A 16,384-nucleotide genomic window follows, 5' to 3' on the forward strand; every position below is an offset into this window, starting at 1 on the left:
CCCTTGTCAGGAGGTAGGGCAACAGCGTGAACGAGGCGTGTGAGCACGCACGGAGGGAGCCAGCCCCACCGTGCCTTCCTGGCGCGCGGCTACCGCGTGCCCGGCCGGCGAGAGGCCATCAACTCCGGGTGTCTGTCGAAGAGACGCTCGAAGAGCAGCCGCACGCGGTCCTGGAGCGCCTCGCGGGAAGACGCCTCCCAATCACGAAGCGCCTGGAGCAGGTCCTCCACCCAGGCGCGCGGGTTGTCCATGCGCACCAGCCGGTGCCGGAAGTAGAGCGCCAGCATCACCTCCTCGCGCGAGTCCTCCAGCGACAACCGGACCCGCTGCTGGAAGTAGCTCTCGTGCGGGTCCCTGAAGGCCGGCAGCCCCACCAACTCCACCGTCACCCGCTCCAGCTCATCCCGCACCTCGGCCTCCGGCGAGCGCGACGCGAGCATCGAGAACCGGCCGGCGTGGAAGAGCCAGATGAGGTAGCGGCGCAGCCTCCGCTCGGCGAGCTCCCGCACGGGGCGCTCGGGCTCGAAGACGCGCAGAATCTCCAGCGAGTTCCAGACGATGGACTCGAGCGTCTTCACCTGCCCCACGTCCTTCACGGTGCCGCCCTGCTTGGCCTTGCGCCACGCCAGCGCCACCTCGACGCCCACCGCATCCGCGTCATAGTCGGCGGCCTCCAGCACGAAGCCGGCCCGGCCGATGCCCCGGTAGTTGTAGGACGTCAGCCCGCCCTGCCGGACGTGGAAGGCCTCGTGGATGAGGAACAGCCGCAGGCACTCCTTCCAGTCCTCTTGCGACTGGAGCCGAGCACGCAGCGTCGAGAGCCCCAGCAGCAGCTCCCAGTCGAGCTTCCACTTCCCCGCCCCATGGCGGAAGAGCGGCGTGGGCTCGAAGGCGGGGTCATCCTCGATTTCACTCCGCAGGTAGGCCTGTCCATCGAGGTGCTCGACAAGGGACTGCTGCTCGGGCTCCTTGAGCCAGGCGACCAGTTCCTCGTGGACCCGCTGAACCTCCCGGAGCACCCGCGTGGCGTTGAGCTTGTCCTCCGCCGAGGGGACCCGCTGCGCCACGGCGCGGCGGGCACGGATGTCATGAACCCTCTCGTAGAGTTGCCGGTCCGCGTTGAAGTGGAGGAGCGTCAAGGGATGCTGCGTGGTCGAATTGACGGCAGTCCCCAGCGCCGCCGCGAGGCTGACCGGCGCGTCGATGGCCAGGACCACGGACTCGGCCCCCTCCAGCAGCTCATGCAGCTTGTCGAGCACCTCCCGGAACTGCACCGCCGCGCGCGCCACCTGCCGCGGATTCTGGACCGCCATGTGAGACGGCCCCGCCACGGGACGGAGGCAGACCGTCGTCAGGATGGACGTCTCCGGCAGCCACGCCGACACCTTCGAACGGACATTGTCCCTGATGGCGCGCGTCACCTCGACGACCAGCAGGACATGGCCCCGTCCACCCTGACGACCGGTGGGGAGCCCCTCCACCTGGAAGAAGTCCTCCGTCGCGGGCGCGGTCATCCGGTCATACCCCAGCGACCAGGAGCCGTCCTGCGCCTGCTGATAGACGCAGACGGGCCGGCGCGGCAGCCGCGACGCCAGCTCGAGCATCAGCGCCAGGGGCGCGCATCCGAAGATGTGGACGGGGAGATGTTCGAGATGCAGCTCCGCTTCCCGCTTGAGCAGCGCCGCCGCGAAGCGCTCGTGCTCGCTGAAGGCCTCGCTCCAGTCCTGCCCCGGGAGGCTTCGGGCAGCCCGGGACGGGTCGTGCGGGTGCAGGACGACGGAGGCCACGTCGCGGTCCCCCTCTTGACCGTGCCGATTCAGGGTGTCGCGCGCCGTGGCCTCGACGACGGGCCGGTCCTGCTCGTAGCGCACGATGAGCGCGCGCGTCCTCGGGGTGATGGGGATGTCCTCGCTCCGCATGTCCGCTCCTGGAAAAAGGCTTCACCCGAGAGGACGCGAAAAAGGTCTGAGCCCCATCGCTGCGCCGTTCATTTTTCCGGAGGCCCGCCGAGCCCAGGGCTCAGCGATACCGGTACAGTTCGCCGAAGAGCGCACGGAACCGCTGGTGGGCCTGCTCCGGGCGCACGTCGCGCTCGCTCAGCGCGAGATGCACGGCCCTGGCCGCGCCCTGGAGCGCGTTGCGTGCGGCCATCCGCTGTCCGCTGCTCATCCGCGCGTCCACGTTTCCGCCCAGCCCAGCGGGGTCACCGGTTGGCCGGTCCACGCGGCCCGCCATGAAGGCGTAGAGCGCTTCGAGCCCCTCCAGGTAGCCGACGGGCGCCTGGGAGAACGCCTCGTAGCCCATCACCTCCAGATGAAACGAGCGCAGGGGGCTGGAGCCATGCTGGCGGTTCCAGTGCTTCACGGCCTTGATGAGCGGTTTGAGCTTCTTGCCCGCCCGCTCGTTCGCCGCGGTGCTCAGCTCCTTGTGAATCCGCGGGTTGGTGCGAATCCACCGCCCCGTGTTCCCCTCGGGAATGAGGAAGAGGTCCTGCGTGGGGTGCTGGTAGGCGGGGACGACATCGAACTCGATGCCGGACGTCGTGAACTCCAGGTGCACGGAGTGCTGCTGGAGGATGGGCAGCTCCTTGTTCGGCCAGGTCTCGTGAAGCGCCTGACGCACCCGCTTGAGCGCCGCATCGGGCGTCTCCGGAGGCGTGGAGGATGCCCGCCCCACCACCGTGAAGATGTCGATGTCGTGCAGCGGCCGGATGGCGGTGCTCCGGCTGTAGGAGCCCGACAGGAACGACGTCTCGCACCCCGCGAGTCTCCGGCTCAGCGCCTCGCGAACCAGCGTGTGCTGCCTGCTGACCTCGTCCCGCTGTCCCTCGGTCAACTCCAGTGAGCTGATGAACCGCTCCAGTGCCTCGCCGACACTCCACATGATGGCGCCTCCCGCGCTGTCTTCCCCTGAGGACGCTCCCGGCGCGGAAAAGGCATCGCGGCCAGCGTGCTTTCCTGGAGGCAGCGCGGCTCAGCCCAGGCTGGAGGTCAGCGCGAGCACGTCGGAGAGCGGGGGACGCTGTCCCGCCACCTTGTCGAGCATCCGCGAGACCATCGCGACGGTGGCCTCGGGCGCCACACCTTCGAGCCACTGCATGGGCGGGCGCTCCACCACATGCTGGTACATCAGCTCGCGCTCGGCCTCGCCGGGGAACGGCAGCCGCCCGGCGAGCATCTGGAACCAGAGGACGCCCAGGGCATAGACGTCCACCTCGGGCCCCACCCGCTTGGCGCTCACCCACTGCTCCGGCGCCATGTAGTGCCGGCTCCCCAACAAGGCCTCTTCCACGGTCGACAGCGGCAAGCGGGAGTCTGTCTCCGCTGGCTCAGCCATCCGCTTGGCGAGCCCAAGGTCCGACAGCCGGACGTCCATCACGCCCGGGGTGTCACACGCGAGCAGCACGTTGGCGGGCTTCAAGTCCCGGTGGATCCAGCCTCGCGCGTGGAGCAGGGACAGCACCTCCGCGAGCTGGTGGACGACGCGCGCGCAGTCAGCCGCCGCGAAGCGGCCTCCCTCCGCCGCGAGCCCCTGCTCCAAATCTCGCGGCAGCCACTCCAGGACGAGGTAGGGATGCCGCTCCTCGATGAGGCCGAACGCCAGCCCCCGCACCAGATGCGCGTGCCGCAAGGCCAGCAGCGACTGCGCCTCCTGAAGGAAGCGCGCCACCATCTCCGCGTGAACGCCCCACCGGGCCGCGAGCACCTTGATGGCGACCCGCCCTCCGTTGGCGTCGTGGCCCTCGTAGACATCGCTCGTCGCCCCCACCGCGGCCCGGCGTCCGATGCGGTATGCCCCCGCCAGGGTCCCTTGCGGCAACATGCCAGACACGCCCCATCAAGTACGGGTGGAGGGCTTGAGCGCACGCAACCGCGCCACCCAGTCCAAGGCCTCCCGCAGTTCGCCCGCGCATGACGGGTACTCCGCGATGAAGGCCTCCATGTTCAGTCCCGCATCCCTCCGGCGGAAGTACACCGCCAACGCGGCGCTCACGTCGGTGTCGTCGTGGATGGGACTCGCCTCGCCCCGCATCTGCTGCCGCAGCGTGCTCATGCCCCGCTGCAACAGCGATGACACGGCGGCATGTGACTTCTCCATCCGCAGCGAGGCCTCTTCCACGGTGAGTTCCTCCAACCAGAAGAGCGAGAAGGCCTCACGCTGGTCCGGTGTCAGGAGCGCGAACTTCGTCAGCAACCTGCGCCAGTCCTCGTGATGGGCGGTGACCTGGCTCGGCGTCCGCTCCTGGGAGGGGACGGCCTCGGACTCCTCTCCGGCGGGTATCATCCCCCCGGGGACGTACTTCGTCTCTCTCGCCTCCGCGCGGATGACGTCCATGGACTGCGTGAAGACGACCTGCTTGAGCCAGGTGACCCACTCCCCCTCCGTCTGGCCTCGGAAGGACGCCAGCTTCTCGAAGGCGCGCAGCGCGGATTGCTGGAAGATGTCTGAGGGGCGCGTGGCCCCCTGGAGCCCCAGGGCAGGGCTCTTGGACGCATGTCGCTCCAACGCCGTCCAGCTCTGGCGAAACAACGCATCCATCGCCGCGTGCTCGCCGGCCCGTGCCCGCCGGAGCAGCTCTTCGAATGACGCTCCCTCAGTGGATAGCGGAACCATCACATCCCCCTCGTTATGGCGTGTTGTCTTCACATGACAGGGCTCGGAAGCGCACGTCCTCCGGGTCCTGCGCCAGGAAACGCTTCACCAGGGTACACCGCCGCTGACGCGACGCCTGCCCCTCGCCATCCTGTCCCATGGCGCGCCCCACGTCCTCGCTGCCCTGGAGCGCGCCTGCGTACATGAGGGCGAACCGCTTGTTGGGGGGCTCTCCCTCGAGCAACTCCTGACCCAACCGCCGTGCCTCGGCGTAGCTCGCCGCCGCCTCGGCCAGACGACGCCTCTCGAAGTGCAGCCGTCCCTCCGCCACCAGGGTCCGCCCCAAGGTCCAACGAAAGAACTGCTCGCCACCTCGAACAGCGAAGCATTGCTCCGCGGTCCGCCGCGCCCTGCGGAGGAGTTGCTCCGCGGCAGCGAACTCCCCGGCCTGGATGGCAACCTCGCCCCGCTGCGCGAGCGCCACCGCTAGCAGCGCCTCGTTGTAGGGTTCAGTGTTCAGCTCGTGCAGCGCGATGGCGCGGTTGAACAGGGCGGCGGCCTCCTCCAGGCGCCCCTTCGCCCATTCGAGCTCCGCGCGCTCCGACAGGCTCACCGCGAGGCTTCGCCGGGCATCAACCGCGGAGGCCCCCTCCAGAGGCTGCGCCTCCATGTATCGCAGGGACGCCAGAAGGTGCACACCCGCCAGGTCCCAGTCTCCACGCGCCATGGCGACCTTGCCCAGCTTGGAGTCGTTGAGCGCGAGTTCCCATTGCAGGTCTTCGTCAGCGGGCCAGTCGCCGAGCCCGGCGCGAATCGTTCGAAGCGCACCGGTCAACCGGCTTTCGGCTTCGGCCAGGGAGCCGTCGTAGTAGGCAACATCCCCCAGCCGGTGAGTGACGCGAATGGAGGCCAGGCGCGCCTCACGCCGCGCCTGCTCGGACATCGGCAAAGACGCCAGGGACACATTCAGGTCCATCAGCAGCTTGTGACGGAGGGCGAGCGTGTGGGCCAACCGGCTCAAGTTCCAATCCGCTCCCCCAGAGATGCTGTCGGCCACCTGGACGAGCCGCCGGAGGTTCGCCTCCGCATGTTGCCGCTCCTGCTCGGCCCGCACCGCGTAGAAGAGGATCGCCACGCTCGCGAGCGCCGCCAGCCCCAGGAGGAGCCGCCGGCGGTGGACGCGACGACGGGACAGTCGCTCCGCCGCCCGGAGGAAGTCCTGAGCGCGTTGGCTGAGGGCGGGCGCGTCCCAGCGGACTGGGGTGTCGAAGCCTCGCCGGTAGTGCTCCAGCAACGTCCCGGTGGGGAGCCCCTCCAGAGGCCGCCGCGCCTGCTCCCAGGCGCTCGCCACACCTTCCAGGTCCGACTGCCGCTCCAATAGGACTCGCTCCTGCTCCAGCCAGGACGCGAGCGATGGAACCCGGTGCAGCAAGGTCTCATGCACCAGCTCCACACGCTGGAGGGACGGAGTGACCTCCCCCGAGAGCATGATGAGTCGAAGTCCCGCGTGCTCCGAGGGGGACGGCCCCGACGGGATTCCAGACAGCCGATGGAGCACCTCTTCGGCCAGGGCGTCATTTCCCGCCGCCGCGAGCACGTCTTTCCGGGAACGAGGGCGGCGTGTATCCGCCGTGCCGCGCCCCACCTGCACCAACTCCAGGAGGAGCCACTTCGCCCGCTGCTTGCCCTCCACGCCCAGTCGCTCCAGCAGCGCCTCCGCCTGGAGGGCCAGCGCCCCTCCGACGCCCCCCAGCCGCTCGTAGTGCTCGTGCGTCAGCGGCGCGCCTCCGCTGAGCGTCCACATGCTCTGCAAGGTGTGCCCCAGCAATGGGAGGCGTCCGCCTTCGCTCCGGACGTCCCGCACCATCCGCTCGGCGAGCCCCTCGCTGAGCCGAAGCCTCGCACGGCTCGCCATCCCCAGGACGACCTGCGACAAGGCCTCGTCGCCCATGGGCAGCAGCGGAAGACGAGCCGCGGCGTGGAGGTGGTGCGGGAGCGAAGGCATCTGCTCGATCCGGTGGATGAAGTCGCTGCGAAGGCTCGTGAAGAGCCGCAGCGGCGTCTCCGGCGCGGCGAGCGCGGTCGAAAGCAAGGCATCCACCGCTGCCAGTTCGGCGCTGCCCAACGTGAACAACTCCTCCATCGGCTCCAGGACCAGGAGGAGACGGCACGCCTTGGGCGTATGCGCCGTGACGAAATCGTGGAGGGCGACCGGACCGCTCCGAAGGGACGCCTCGATGTCGTCGCGCAGCCCGGCGACGCCAACGGCCGCATACGCGGCGGAGAGCGCCTCCGCGAGGTGACGCAGCGGCGTATCCGAAGGCCGCATGGTGGCGATGAGCCATCGTGGCCCCGCGTCGGAAGACAGCGTCTTCAGCTCCGGCAGCAGCGCGGCCTGGATGAGCGAGGACTTCCCAACCCCGCTCGGCCCCTCCATCTGCACCCAGCGCAGGGTCCCCAGCCGCGCCTCCTCCACGCGTTCGAGCAACGCCCGGGTCTCCTCCTTCCGGCCGAAGAAGAGCTCCGCGTGCGCCTCCGTGAAGGGCGCGAGGCCAGGGACCGGACACACGTCCGCCTCCCACGTCCAGGAGCGCTCGAACATGGCACGGCAACGCTTCATGTCGGGGCGCGCCGCGGGCTGCTTCTCCAGCATGTCCGCGACGAACGAGGCAAGCGCCGCGGGCACGGCCGGCACGAACTGCTTCAGGGACGGCGGCACCTCACGCTGATGCGCGGCCATGACCAGCACCGGCTCGTCCGCGTCGAATGGAGCCCGGCCCGCGAGTAACTCGAAGAGGACGACGCCCAACGCGTAGACATCCGCGGCCCCCTCCACCTTCGCGGCGCTCAGGAACTGCTCCGGCGCCATGTAACGGAACGTCCCGATGAGCGCGGCTTCGTGCGTATGGACCTGCGTGGCCTGCAGGTCCTCCGGGCCCTCCGGAACCTTGGCGATGCCGAAGTCCAGCAGCTTGACCTGATGGCCAGACGCCAGCGTGGGGTCCGGGCACAGGAAGATGTTCTCTGGCTTCAAATCCCGGTGGACGATGGCGTTGGCGTGAACATCCACCATGGTGGCGGCGATCTGCTCACAGATGGCCAGGGCGGAGGACAATGGAATGCTCGACTGAGCTTGCATCCACTGCCTGAGCGACTGGCCCTGCAAGTGCTCCATGACCAGATACGCTGTGTCGTCGACGCGGTCGAAATGGAGGATGCGGACGACGCCCGGATGCTCGAGCAGCGCCAGTGCCCGTGCCTCTCGAAGGAAGCGCGCCAAGCGCTGTGGGTTCTCCTTCGCCGCCGAGGAGGACAGCACCTTCAAGGCCACCTGATTGCCCACGCTCTCGTGGACCGCCGCGAAGACCTGTCCCATGCCACCACTGCCGATCAGGCGCAGCAGCCGATAGGGGCCCATCCGGGTTGGAGCTGACTGAATCAAGACTGCGAGAGCCTGCGCCGCATGGGCATTTCCAGTCCAGTCCTTGACACCTCTGGATTCACGCTCAATCCAGAAACCAAGCCAGGGTCTTCCGCACCCCGCCTGTACTTACGAAGGAGCCCTTGTCAGCCCCTACCTTTAGGGTCTCTACACTTCATGACCACCGTCTTCGACCTCATCCTGCGCAGGCTGGTGCAAGGCCATCCCGAGCAACTGTTGCTGCTCCTCTTCGGTGGCCAGCCCCCGGACTTCATCAGAATGGCGGACTCCAGCCTTCCACAGTCCGAGCTGCGCGCGGACACGGTCATAGTCGTGGAAGCCCATGGAGCGCGCTTCGCGGTGGACGTTGAAATCCAGGCCCAGGCAGACCCGCACTTCGCGGCGCGACTGCTCGACTACACAGTCCGCATCCACCGCCGGGAAAAACTCCCCGTGCTTCCGGTCGCCATCTACCTCACGCCTGAGGCAGAGGGTTCGCCACCTCCATATGGTTTCGAGTGCCCCGGAATCCGCGTCCTCACCTTCGACTTCCAGGTGGTCCGCCTTTGGGAAGTGGACTACCTCCAGCCCACCCTGCAAACGGCTGCCGCCCTGCTTCCCCTCTCTGTCCTGGAATCATGCACGGGGCCCGAACGAATCGCCTGGGCCGAGTCCCGGATCCGTCAGGCACCGAGCCTTTCGACGGAGGAACGCCTAGACTTGCTCGTGGTACTCGGCACGCTGGCATCCCGCCGGTTCGGGCAGGACAGGCTCAGTCATCGCCTGAGGGACATCATGATTGATTCACCGTTCTGGGAAGAGCAACGCGCGAAGGAGAGAACCCGCCTTTGGAGTCAGCTCCTGCTGACCTTCGCCGAAGCCCGAGGCCTTACGCTTCCTTCCGATGCCAGTGAGTTGCTCGCACTGTTGGACGCGCCCGCCCTCGAGTCCCTCGTCAACAAGGCCGTCACCACCCCGGACATCGCGGCCACCGAGCTGCGCGCCATCCTCACGCGCCAGGGCCACTGAACCCGCCCGCTACTCCTTCACCGCCCCCGCCGTAAGCCCGGACACAATCCGCCGCTGGAACAGCACCGTGAGCGCCACCAGGGGCAGCGTGGCCACCACGGAGGCCGCGGCAATCTCCCCCCAGGGCTCACGGTACTCGCTGGCGAACAGGCTGATGGCCACGGGCACGGTGCGCTTCTCCGGCGTGGAGAGGAACGTCAGCGCGTAGAGGAATTCATTCCACGCGAAGATGAAGACAAGAATGGCCGTCGTCGCCAGCCCCGGCGCGGCCAGGGGCAGCAACACCTGCCGGAAGGCCTGGAACGGCGTGCAGCCATCCACGCGCGCGGCGCGGTAGAGCTCGTCGGGCAGCGCCCGGAAGAACGACGTCAGCACCCACAGCGTCAGGGGTAAGGCAAACGTCGCATACGGCAATGCCAGTCCCACCAGGCTGTCTCGCAGCCCCACCGTGCGTAGAATCAGATACAGCGGACTCACCGTGGCAATCGGCGGGAACATGCTCACTGCCAGCGCCGCGCTCAGCAGCAACCCCTTGCCACGGAACTCCAGCTTCGCCAGGGCGAACGCCGCCGCGGCGCCCACCGTGAGACAGAAGCCCGTGGTCAGCGCCGCCACCACCAGCGAGTTCAACACCACGCGCAGGAAGGGCCGCCCCCACAGGACGCTCGCGTAGTTCTCCAGCGTCAGGTGCGAGGGCCACGGCCGGGTCAGCTCGCCATCCGGCCACAGGCTCGTCAGCACCTGCCAGCAGAAGGGCCCCAGGAAGAAGGTCAGGAACGCCACCACCGCCAGCGCGGTGCCCAGTCCCGGCCTCTTCATCACGCCGCCTCCTCTCGCCCCAACAGCCGCAGCCACACCGCCGCCAGCAACACCACGCACAGGAAGGTCGCCACCGACAGCGTGCTCCCGTACCCGAAGTCCCCTGAACGCATCAGCGTCTTGTACGCGTAGATGCTCAGCGTCTCCGTCGTGTTCGCCGGCCCGCCCTCCGTCAGCACGTAGATGGCGTCGAACACCCGGAACGCATCGAGCGAACGGAACAGCAACGCCAACAGCAGCGCCGGTTTGAGCAGCGGCAGCGTTATCGAGACAAAGGTCCGCCACGGCGAGGCCCCGTCCACCCGCGCCGCCTTGTACAGGTCCTCGGAGATGCCTTGCAGGCCCGCGAGCACCAACAGCGCCACGAAGGGCGTCGTCTTCCACACGTCCACCAGGATGGCCGCGTGCAACGCATACCCTGGTGCCCCCAACCAGTTGATGTCCTGCCCGGGCAACAGCCGGTTGATGACGCCGTACTCGGGGTTGAACATCCACGCCCACAGCCGAGCGCTCACCACGGTGGGAATCGCCCACGGCACCAGCACCGACGCGCGCAGCAGCCCCCTTCCAGGGAACGCCTTCTGGAGCAGCAACGCCAGCGGCACCGCGAGCAGCAACTCCACCGTCACCGCCACCGCCGTGAAGTACGCCGTGTTTCCCAGCGCCGCCCAGAAGCGCGAGTCCCCCATCAGGTACGCGTAGTTCTCCAGCCCCGTGAAGCGCCGCTCGCCGAAGACGAGGATGAAGCGGTGCAGGCTCAGCCACACCGCGGCGAGGATGGGGTACAGCGCCACGCCCCCCAACACCAGCACCGCCGGCGCCACCAGCAGGTACGCCTGCCTCCGCTCCCGCGCCAGCGAGCCCCTTGGATTCATCGCCGCGCCTCCCCCGGAGGGGCCATCCCCACCCGCGAGCCGCACGCACGCAGGGCGCCACCACCCGCCGTCATCGTGCCAGCGCGCCGCCGCCCTCCTCCGCTGAAACGGTGCGTGCTCACGGCCCCTCCCCCGTCAGGTGGTCCACCTGCCGCTGCGCGCGCTTCAGCGCGGCCTCGGGCGTGCGCAGCCCGGCCACGGCGGCGGAGAACTCGCTCTGGAGCACATCCGAAATCAGGTTGTAGTACGGCGTCACCGGCCGAGGCTTCGCGCGCTCCACCATGGGCAGCAGCCCGGCGATGAACGGCGCCTCCTCGCGCAGACGCGCATCCTGGTACACGGCGGGCCGAGGCGGGTTGCGCGCGTAGTTCAGCGCCAGCACCCGGTTGGCCTCCGGGGACGTGAGGTGCGCAATCAGCCGCGCCGCCAGCTTCCGCCGCTCCGGCGACACATGGGCATTCACGGCCAGCTGCCACCCGCCCAGCGCCCCCGAACCCGGCTCACCGCTCACCGTCGGCAGCGGGGCGATGCCCACCTTGCCGCGAATGGGCGAGTCCGGCTTCTGCGCCTCGCTCCACGCATACGGCCAGTTGCGCATGAACACCGCGCGCCCTTCCTGGAACACCCGCCGCGACTCCTCCTCCGAGAAGCCCGTCACCGTCGCGGGCGACACCCCGCGCTCCACCAGCCCTCGCAGATACGCGAGCGCCTCGCGCGCGGGCGCGTCATCCAAGAGCACCCGCCCATCCTCCGACAGCGCCCGGCCGCCGTGCCCCCACAGCGCCTCGTACACATTGCAAGACAGTCCTTCGTACTGCCGCCCCTGCCACACGTAGCCCTGGAGCCCGGGCGTCTTCGCCATCGCCTCGCGCGCGAAGCGCTCCAGCTCCGCGTAGGTGCGCGGCGCGCGCGGCACCAGGTCCGTGCGGAAGTAGAGCACCCCCACGTCCAGGTACCAGGGCACCGCATACGTGCGCCCCTCCACCACCACGGCCTCCACGGGGCCGGGGAAGAAGTCCTCACGCAGTTGCTCGGGCGGGAACTCCGCGGACAGGTCCGCGATCCACCCCGCGCGAGCGAACTCGGGCACCCAGACGACGTCCGCCACCAGCACGTCGAAATCCCTCGCCCCACCCTCCAGCGACGTGAGGAAGAACTGGTGCGCCAGGTCGGACGCGTTGGGCAGCGCCTCCGTGACGAGCTCCACCTCCGGATTCTCACGCTCGAAGCGCGCCAGCAGCTCGCGGAACGGCTCCGGCGGCCCCCACAGCGGCTGATACTTGAAGACCAGCCGCGTGCGTCCCCCGGCCTCGCCCGACGCGTCCTGCCGCCGGCAGCCCCAGACGCCCAGGCCCACGACGAGGCCCAGCGCGAGCACGATGGAGGAGACGCGTCTCATGCGCGGGCATGACTCCAGCCACCCCCACCCCCGTCAAGCCCGGGAATCCGTGGTCGGTCCGCGCGTCAACATCCCGGAAGTCTGGCGCACTGAATGAAAACAAACTTTCCAGACATCCAGGCACGTCGCGCAAAGACAATCACGCCCGATGAGTCATCATGAACCAAGGGAGAGCCACGATTCGCTTGGAGGCTGCCTGAGCGGTATTCTCCCCCAGGCAGGAACAACTGGGAGGGGGAAGCGATGAAACAGCAGCCTCGGGATTGGCAGTGCGGAGCCCACCGGGCCCACTTCGAGGAGCCAGACACCCTGGTCGCGGAGTTCAACGGCCTCATCACCCTGGAAGAGGTGAAGGAGACGGTGACGCTCTACCAACAGACGGCCACCGACCATGGCCAGTACTACCTCATCGCGGATATCGGCCGCTCGCAGCTCGAAGCGGCCGGACGCCGGTACATGTCGGAGAAGGCCAGCTCCGACTGGTACCACGCCATCCTCTACGTCGGCGCCGACATCGTCATGCAGACCTTCGTCAAGGCCATTGCCCTGGCGCTGCTCTTCACCGGCAAGTCGACCTTCGAGACGGTGTTCGTGAAGACGCAGGACGAAGCCCGCGCCTGGGTGGCCCAGCACCGGCTCCGCCTCAAGAGCAAAGCAGGCTAGCGGGTCAGGAATTCCACGCCCAAATTGACAGGCATGCATCTCGCGCTATTCCCTGGTGGGCGTTATGCTCACCAGGGTTTCTGGAGGGAGTGACATGCAGCAACTGGAATGGAAATTCGGTTCCCACTCGGTGCGCTATGAGGCGCCCGACGTCGTGCAGGCGACCTTCGTCGGTCCCATCGACCTGGATGAAATCAAGCGCGCGGTCGACGTGTACGGGGAGATTGCCCAGCAATACGGGCCCTACTACCTGATCGCCGACATCGGCCGCTCCCAGTTGGGCGCGGAGCCTCGGCGCTACCTGTCGGAGAACGGCAAGGCGGACTGGTTCAAGGGCACCGTGTACGTCGGCGCGGACGTGGTGCAGCAGACCTTCGGCAAGGTCATCGCGCTGGGCATGCTCTTCACCGGCAAGGCGCGCTTCGAGACGACCTTCGTGAAGGACCACGAAGAGGCGCGCGCCTGGGTGGCGCAGCACCGCCAGAAGAACAAGAAGAAGCTGGGCTGAGCCTCCGCCCTATTTCCCCCCTCATGCCCTGGAGTCCTGACCACCCCACCCGGTGGGCACGCTCCAGGTGCGCCCTCAGTCCGCCCGAATGGCACGCTCTGAGTGAACTTCCGCACACTGTCCGGCCCTGGTCGCATTTTTACTGGAATCAAACGTCAATACTAAAAACCAGTGAAGATGAAAAAGTGTGCCCTTATTGGCAATAAAGCCAGGATTCGTTGTATAGGCGGATTAGGGGAGCCCCACCCTGCCCGGTCGTTCCTCGCTGGCTCCCCACACCCCTGACCCACCGCCTGTAGGGGCCTGGCCCCTCCATTGCCATTCACCCGTTGCAGACGAACCGCGTGCCGGGGGGGCCGCGCTCGTCTGGCGAGCCACGCCATGCCTGTGTCCGTGCAAAAGCAGGAAGAGACCGGAGTTCCAGCCCACGCGTCCGCGGGCCGTTGTCCCCACCTGGGTGCCCAGTACAACCCGTTCACGGGCCCCCACGCGGAGGACCCGCACGCCTTCTTCGAGAAGCTGCGCAAGGACGAGCCCGTCAGCTTCAGCCCCATGCTGAACATGTGGCTGGTCAGCCGCTACGAGGACATCTCCCAGGTGCTGAAGAGCCCGGCGCAGTACTCCAACCGGGACATGCTGGCGAGCGGCACCCACCTCACGGACGAGGCCAAGGCCATCCTGGACCAGGGCTTCCCCACCGCGCACGTGCTGCTGGGCATGGACCCCCCCGAGCACACCCGCCTGCGCCGCCTGATGAACCGGGGCTTCACCGCGCAGCGCATCGCCGGCATGGGCCCCTTCATCCAGGAGATGGCCACCACCCTGGTGGACCGCTTCGCCCAGGACGGTCAGGCGGACCTGGTGCAGCAGCTCGCCTGGCCGCTCCCCGTCCACGTCATCCTCGGCGTCATGGGCGTGCCGCAAGAGGACGTCTGGAAGATCAAGCGCTGGAGCTCCGACTGGCAGCAGCTCGTCTTCGAGTACGTGGCCCCCGAGCTCCAAGTGGAGATGGCGAAGGGCGTCATCGAGTTCCAGCAGTACTGCATCCGCCTCATCGAGGACCGGAAGAAGAACCCGCAGGAGGACCTCACCAGCTACCTGGTGGCCGTGGAGAGCGACGGCGAGGCGCTGAGCATGCACGAGCTGGTCATGGCCGTGGGCGCGTCCATGCTGTCGGCCGGCCATGAGTCCACCACCGCGCTGATGGCCAACGCCTGGAAGCTGGCCCTGCAGCATGGCCTGTGGCAGCGGCTGCGCGACAACCGCGACCTGGTGCCGAAGTTCCTCGAGGAGTCCAGCCGCTACGACTCCGTCTCCCACGCCATGATTCGCACCGCGAAGGAGGACGTGGAGCTGAGCGGGGTGAAGATTCCCCAGGGCTCGCGCCTGCTGCTCCTCTTCGCCGCCGGCAGCCGGGACGAATCCCTCTGCCCCCATTCCAGCAAGCTGGACGTGGACCGGGAGAAGGTGCCGCAGCACCTCACCTACGGCCGCGGCACCCACTTCTGCCTGGGCGCACCCCTGGCCCGGCTCCAGTTCGAAATCACGACGAACATCCTCCTGGACCGGCTGCCGGACCCGAAGCTCGTCCCCGGCCAGGACTTCGGCACCTGGCAGAGCCTGGTGCTGCGGCAGATGAAGCACCTGAAGGTGGAGTGGACCCCCACCTGAGCCCACCCTCCCGGGAGTGAACGAGGGCCTGGCGACCGACACCGGTCTCCAGGCCCTTGTCATGTCCGGAGCCCCATGACTTCCAGCGCCGAGCGGACGATTTCCTACAAAGAAGGGTAGAAACCCACCCCACTTGGAGTGAATGGGCGGGACAAATCAGACCCCCATGGGGTACAGGATGACCCGAACAGGCGCGCTCACTCTGGAATGCGTGCATTCCAGAAAGAATTTTCTTGCCTCACCACCCGTTTCCGCGCGAAAGAGTCCAGGAACACCCTGCTTCCGAGTAAAGCAGAAGGAGCCCCCCGACATGTACGCTCAAGTGGTGGATGAGGCAGACATTCAGTTCGCGCACCGAGTGGACCGCAAGGCGCTGGCGGCCATCACCCGGGAGATGTCGAAGGTGAACAATGGTCGGGCGCTGTGGGCCATGGCCTGTCAGTGGCTGGTCATCGCGGCGGCATTTGCCTTCGTTCTATTCGTGGACCGCTGGTGGGCCTGGCCGCTGGCGGCGGTGCTCATCGCCACCCGGCAGCACGCGCTGCTGGCGCTGATGCACGAGGCGGCGCACTACCACTTCCTGTCCAACCGCAAGGTGTCGGACGTGGTCAGCGACCTGCTCTGCGCCTTCCCGCTGAACATGACGACGGCGGGCTACCGGCACGAGCACATGCTGCACCACCGCTACGTGAATACGCCGAAGGACCCGTACCTGGCCGGCCAGCTGGTGGACGCCTCCTGGCACTTCCCCCGCACGCCGGTGCGCGCCACGGCCGTCTTCCTGGCGGACGCGCTGGGCCTGTACGCCCCCAACCACCTGAAGGTGGTGCTGCCCTGGACGTACTGGGGCCGCCTGGTGGGCCGCGCCCAGCCCCGCATCTCCGCGGGCGAGCACCTGCGCTACTGGCTGTACGTGGCCACGCTCGTCACGGTGCTGGTGACGACGGGCGCGTGGCTGCACTGGCTGCTCTTGTGGGTGCTGCCGACGACGACGGTGATGATGGCCTTCTTCCGGATGCGCGCCCTGGGTGAGCACCCCATCGAGGAGACGACGTCCGGTGACGAGACGCGCGAGACGCGCGACGTGCTGGGCACCGCGCTGGAGAACTTCTTCATCGCGCCGCTCAACGTGAACCTGCACCTCACCCACCACGCCTTCCCCTCCGTGCCCTTCTACAACCTGCCCGCCATGCACGCGCAGCTCGACAAGGCCGGCCTGTTGGAGGACGGCGTGAATCAGTTCGACACGTACCTGGGTAGGGAGAACAGCCTCATCCAGTACCTCACGCGTGAGCCGGAGGCCTCCGCCGCCGCGGCCGCCGCGGCCCAGCCGTCGCGTCTGAGCCAGCCGCTCCACTCGTGAGGGTTGCCGCGAGCCAGGCCTCGCCCCGTGCCGTCCAGGTGTA

At 68.0% G+C, this 16,384-nt stretch carries 13 protein-coding genes; 5 read left to right on the top strand and 8 right to left on the bottom strand.

Going from position 1 to position 16,384, the window contains the following annotated elements; translation table 11 throughout:
- Positions 1-89 precede the first annotated feature (89 nt).
- The 5 genes from BHS09_RS37420 to BHS09_RS37440 form a co-directional block, all read right to left on the bottom strand.
- Entirely contained in the window at positions 90-1,919 is a 1,830-nt protein-coding gene (locus tag BHS09_RS37420; RefSeq protein WP_140800469.1) for an SAVED domain-containing protein, read from the bottom strand.
- 100 nt (positions 1,920-2,019) lie between these two features.
- On the bottom strand, positions 2,020-2,883 hold the full coding sequence (locus BHS09_RS37425; RefSeq protein ID WP_140800470.1) for a nucleotidyltransferase domain-containing protein: 864 nt from the start codon (positions 2,881-2,883) through the stop codon (positions 2,020-2,022).
- A 90-nt stretch (positions 2,884-2,973) separates the two neighbouring features.
- Positions 2,974-3,822: a serine/threonine-protein kinase gene (locus tag BHS09_RS37430; RefSeq protein ID WP_140800471.1), complete on the bottom strand. Its 849-nt coding sequence runs from the start codon at positions 3,820-3,822 to the stop codon at positions 2,974-2,976.
- Positions 3,823-3,837: 15 nt separating this feature from the next.
- Positions 3,838-4,614, bottom strand: coding sequence for an RNA polymerase sigma factor (locus tag BHS09_RS37435; RefSeq protein WP_140800472.1), 777 nt, complete (start codon positions 4,612-4,614; stop codon positions 3,838-3,840).
- A 13-nt stretch (positions 4,615-4,627) separates the two neighbouring features.
- Positions 4,628-8,011, bottom strand: coding sequence for a serine/threonine-protein kinase (locus BHS09_RS37440; protein WP_237080073.1), 3,384 nt, complete (start codon positions 8,009-8,011; stop codon positions 4,628-4,630).
- Between the two features lie 180 nt (positions 8,012-8,191).
- On the opposite strand from BHS09_RS37440, the gene BHS09_RS37445 reads away from it, so the two are divergent.
- Positions 8,192-9,043, top strand: a complete 852-nt coding sequence (locus BHS09_RS37445; protein ID WP_174260622.1) for an RpnC/YadD family protein — start codon at positions 8,192-8,194, stop codon at positions 9,041-9,043.
- A 9-nt stretch (positions 9,044-9,052) separates the two neighbouring features.
- On the opposite strand, the gene BHS09_RS37450 is transcribed toward BHS09_RS37445, so the two are convergent.
- The 3 genes from BHS09_RS37450 to BHS09_RS37460 all read right to left on the bottom strand — a co-directional run bounded on the left by BHS09_RS37450 (position 9,053) and on the right by BHS09_RS37460 (position 12,136).
- Positions 9,053-9,862, bottom strand: a complete 810-nt coding sequence (locus BHS09_RS37450) for a carbohydrate ABC transporter permease (RefSeq protein ID WP_090495615.1) — start codon at positions 9,860-9,862, stop codon at positions 9,053-9,055.
- The gene (locus tag BHS09_RS37455) at positions 9,862-10,737 is read right to left on the bottom strand and encodes a carbohydrate ABC transporter permease (protein ID WP_140800473.1); all 876 of its coding nucleotides are present in this window, start codon (positions 10,735-10,737) and stop codon (positions 9,862-9,864) included. The genes BHS09_RS37450 and BHS09_RS37455 overlap by 1 nt, the downstream gene beginning before the upstream one ends.
- A gap of 118 nt (positions 10,738-10,855) precedes the next feature.
- Positions 10,856-12,136 carry an ABC transporter substrate-binding protein gene (locus tag BHS09_RS37460; protein WP_140796115.1) on the bottom strand — a complete coding sequence of 427 codons (1,281 nt, stop codon included), beginning with the start codon at positions 12,134-12,136 and terminating at the stop codon, positions 10,856-10,858.
- Between the two features lie 243 nt (positions 12,137-12,379).
- Here BHS09_RS37460 and BHS09_RS37465 point away from each other — a divergent pair, with 243 nt between their 5' ends.
- The 4 genes from BHS09_RS37465 (at position 12,380) to BHS09_RS37480 (ending at position 16,341) form a co-directional block, all read left to right on the top strand.
- Complete coding sequence (locus tag BHS09_RS37465) at positions 12,380-12,799, top strand: SpoIIAA family protein (protein WP_140796116.1); 420 nt, start codon at positions 12,380-12,382, stop codon at positions 12,797-12,799.
- A 94-nt stretch (positions 12,800-12,893) separates the two neighbouring features.
- Positions 12,894-13,307, top strand: a complete 414-nt coding sequence (locus BHS09_RS37470) for an STAS/SEC14 domain-containing protein (protein ID WP_171410306.1) — start codon at positions 12,894-12,896, stop codon at positions 13,305-13,307.
- A 381-nt stretch (positions 13,308-13,688) separates the two neighbouring features.
- A complete protein-coding gene (locus BHS09_RS37475) occupies positions 13,689-14,978 on the top strand; it encodes a cytochrome P450 (RefSeq protein ID WP_140800474.1) in 1,290 nt (429 codons plus the stop codon).
- A gap of 310 nt (positions 14,979-15,288) precedes the next feature.
- A complete protein-coding gene (locus BHS09_RS37480; RefSeq protein ID WP_140796119.1) occupies positions 15,289-16,341 on the top strand; it encodes a fatty acid desaturase family protein in 1,053 nt (350 codons plus the stop codon).
- Positions 16,342-16,384 lie beyond the last annotated feature (43 nt).

The sequence above is a fragment of the Myxococcus xanthus genome (assembly GCF_006402735.1).
GTDB lineage: Bacteria > Myxococcota > Myxococcia > Myxococcales > Myxococcaceae > Myxococcus > Myxococcus xanthus_A.

Coding starts and splice junctions, on each gene's coding strand:
- BHS09_RS37460 (WP_140796115.1), bottom strand. CDS start 12,136: ATGAGACGCGTCTCCTCCATCGTGCTCGCGCTGGGCCTCGTCGTGGGC.
- BHS09_RS37420 (WP_140800469.1), bottom strand. CDS start 1,919: ATGCGGAGCGAGGACATCCCCATCACCCCGAGGACGCGCGCGCTCATC.
- BHS09_RS37455 (WP_140800473.1), bottom strand. CDS start 10,737: ATGAATCCAAGGGGCTCGCTGGCGCGGGAGCGGAGGCAGGCGTACCTG.
- BHS09_RS37425 (WP_140800470.1), bottom strand. CDS start 2,883: ATGTGGAGTGTCGGCGAGGCACTGGAGCGGTTCATCAGCTCACTGGAG.
- BHS09_RS37470 (WP_171410306.1), top strand. CDS start 12,894: ATGCAGCAACTGGAATGGAAATTCGGTTCCCACTCGGTGCGCTATGAG.
- BHS09_RS37445 (WP_174260622.1), top strand. CDS start 8,192: ATGACCACCGTCTTCGACCTCATCCTGCGCAGGCTGGTGCAAGGCCAT.
- BHS09_RS37440 (WP_237080073.1), bottom strand. CDS start 8,011: ATGGGCCCCTATCGGCTGCTGCGCCTGATCGGCAGTGGTGGCATGGGA.
- BHS09_RS37435 (WP_140800472.1), bottom strand. CDS start 4,614: ATGGTTCCGCTATCCACTGAGGGAGCGTCATTCGAAGAGCTGCTCCGG.
- BHS09_RS37480 (WP_140796119.1), top strand. CDS start 15,289: ATGTACGCTCAAGTGGTGGATGAGGCAGACATTCAGTTCGCGCACCGA.
- BHS09_RS37475 (WP_140800474.1), top strand. CDS start 13,689: ATGCCTGTGTCCGTGCAAAAGCAGGAAGAGACCGGAGTTCCAGCCCAC.
- BHS09_RS37430 (WP_140800471.1), bottom strand. CDS start 3,822: ATGTTGCCGCAAGGGACCCTGGCGGGGGCATACCGCATCGGACGCCGG.
- BHS09_RS37450 (WP_090495615.1), bottom strand. CDS start 9,862: ATGAAGAGGCCGGGACTGGGCACCGCGCTGGCGGTGGTGGCGTTCCTG.
- BHS09_RS37465 (WP_140796116.1), top strand. CDS start 12,380: ATGAAACAGCAGCCTCGGGATTGGCAGTGCGGAGCCCACCGGGCCCAC.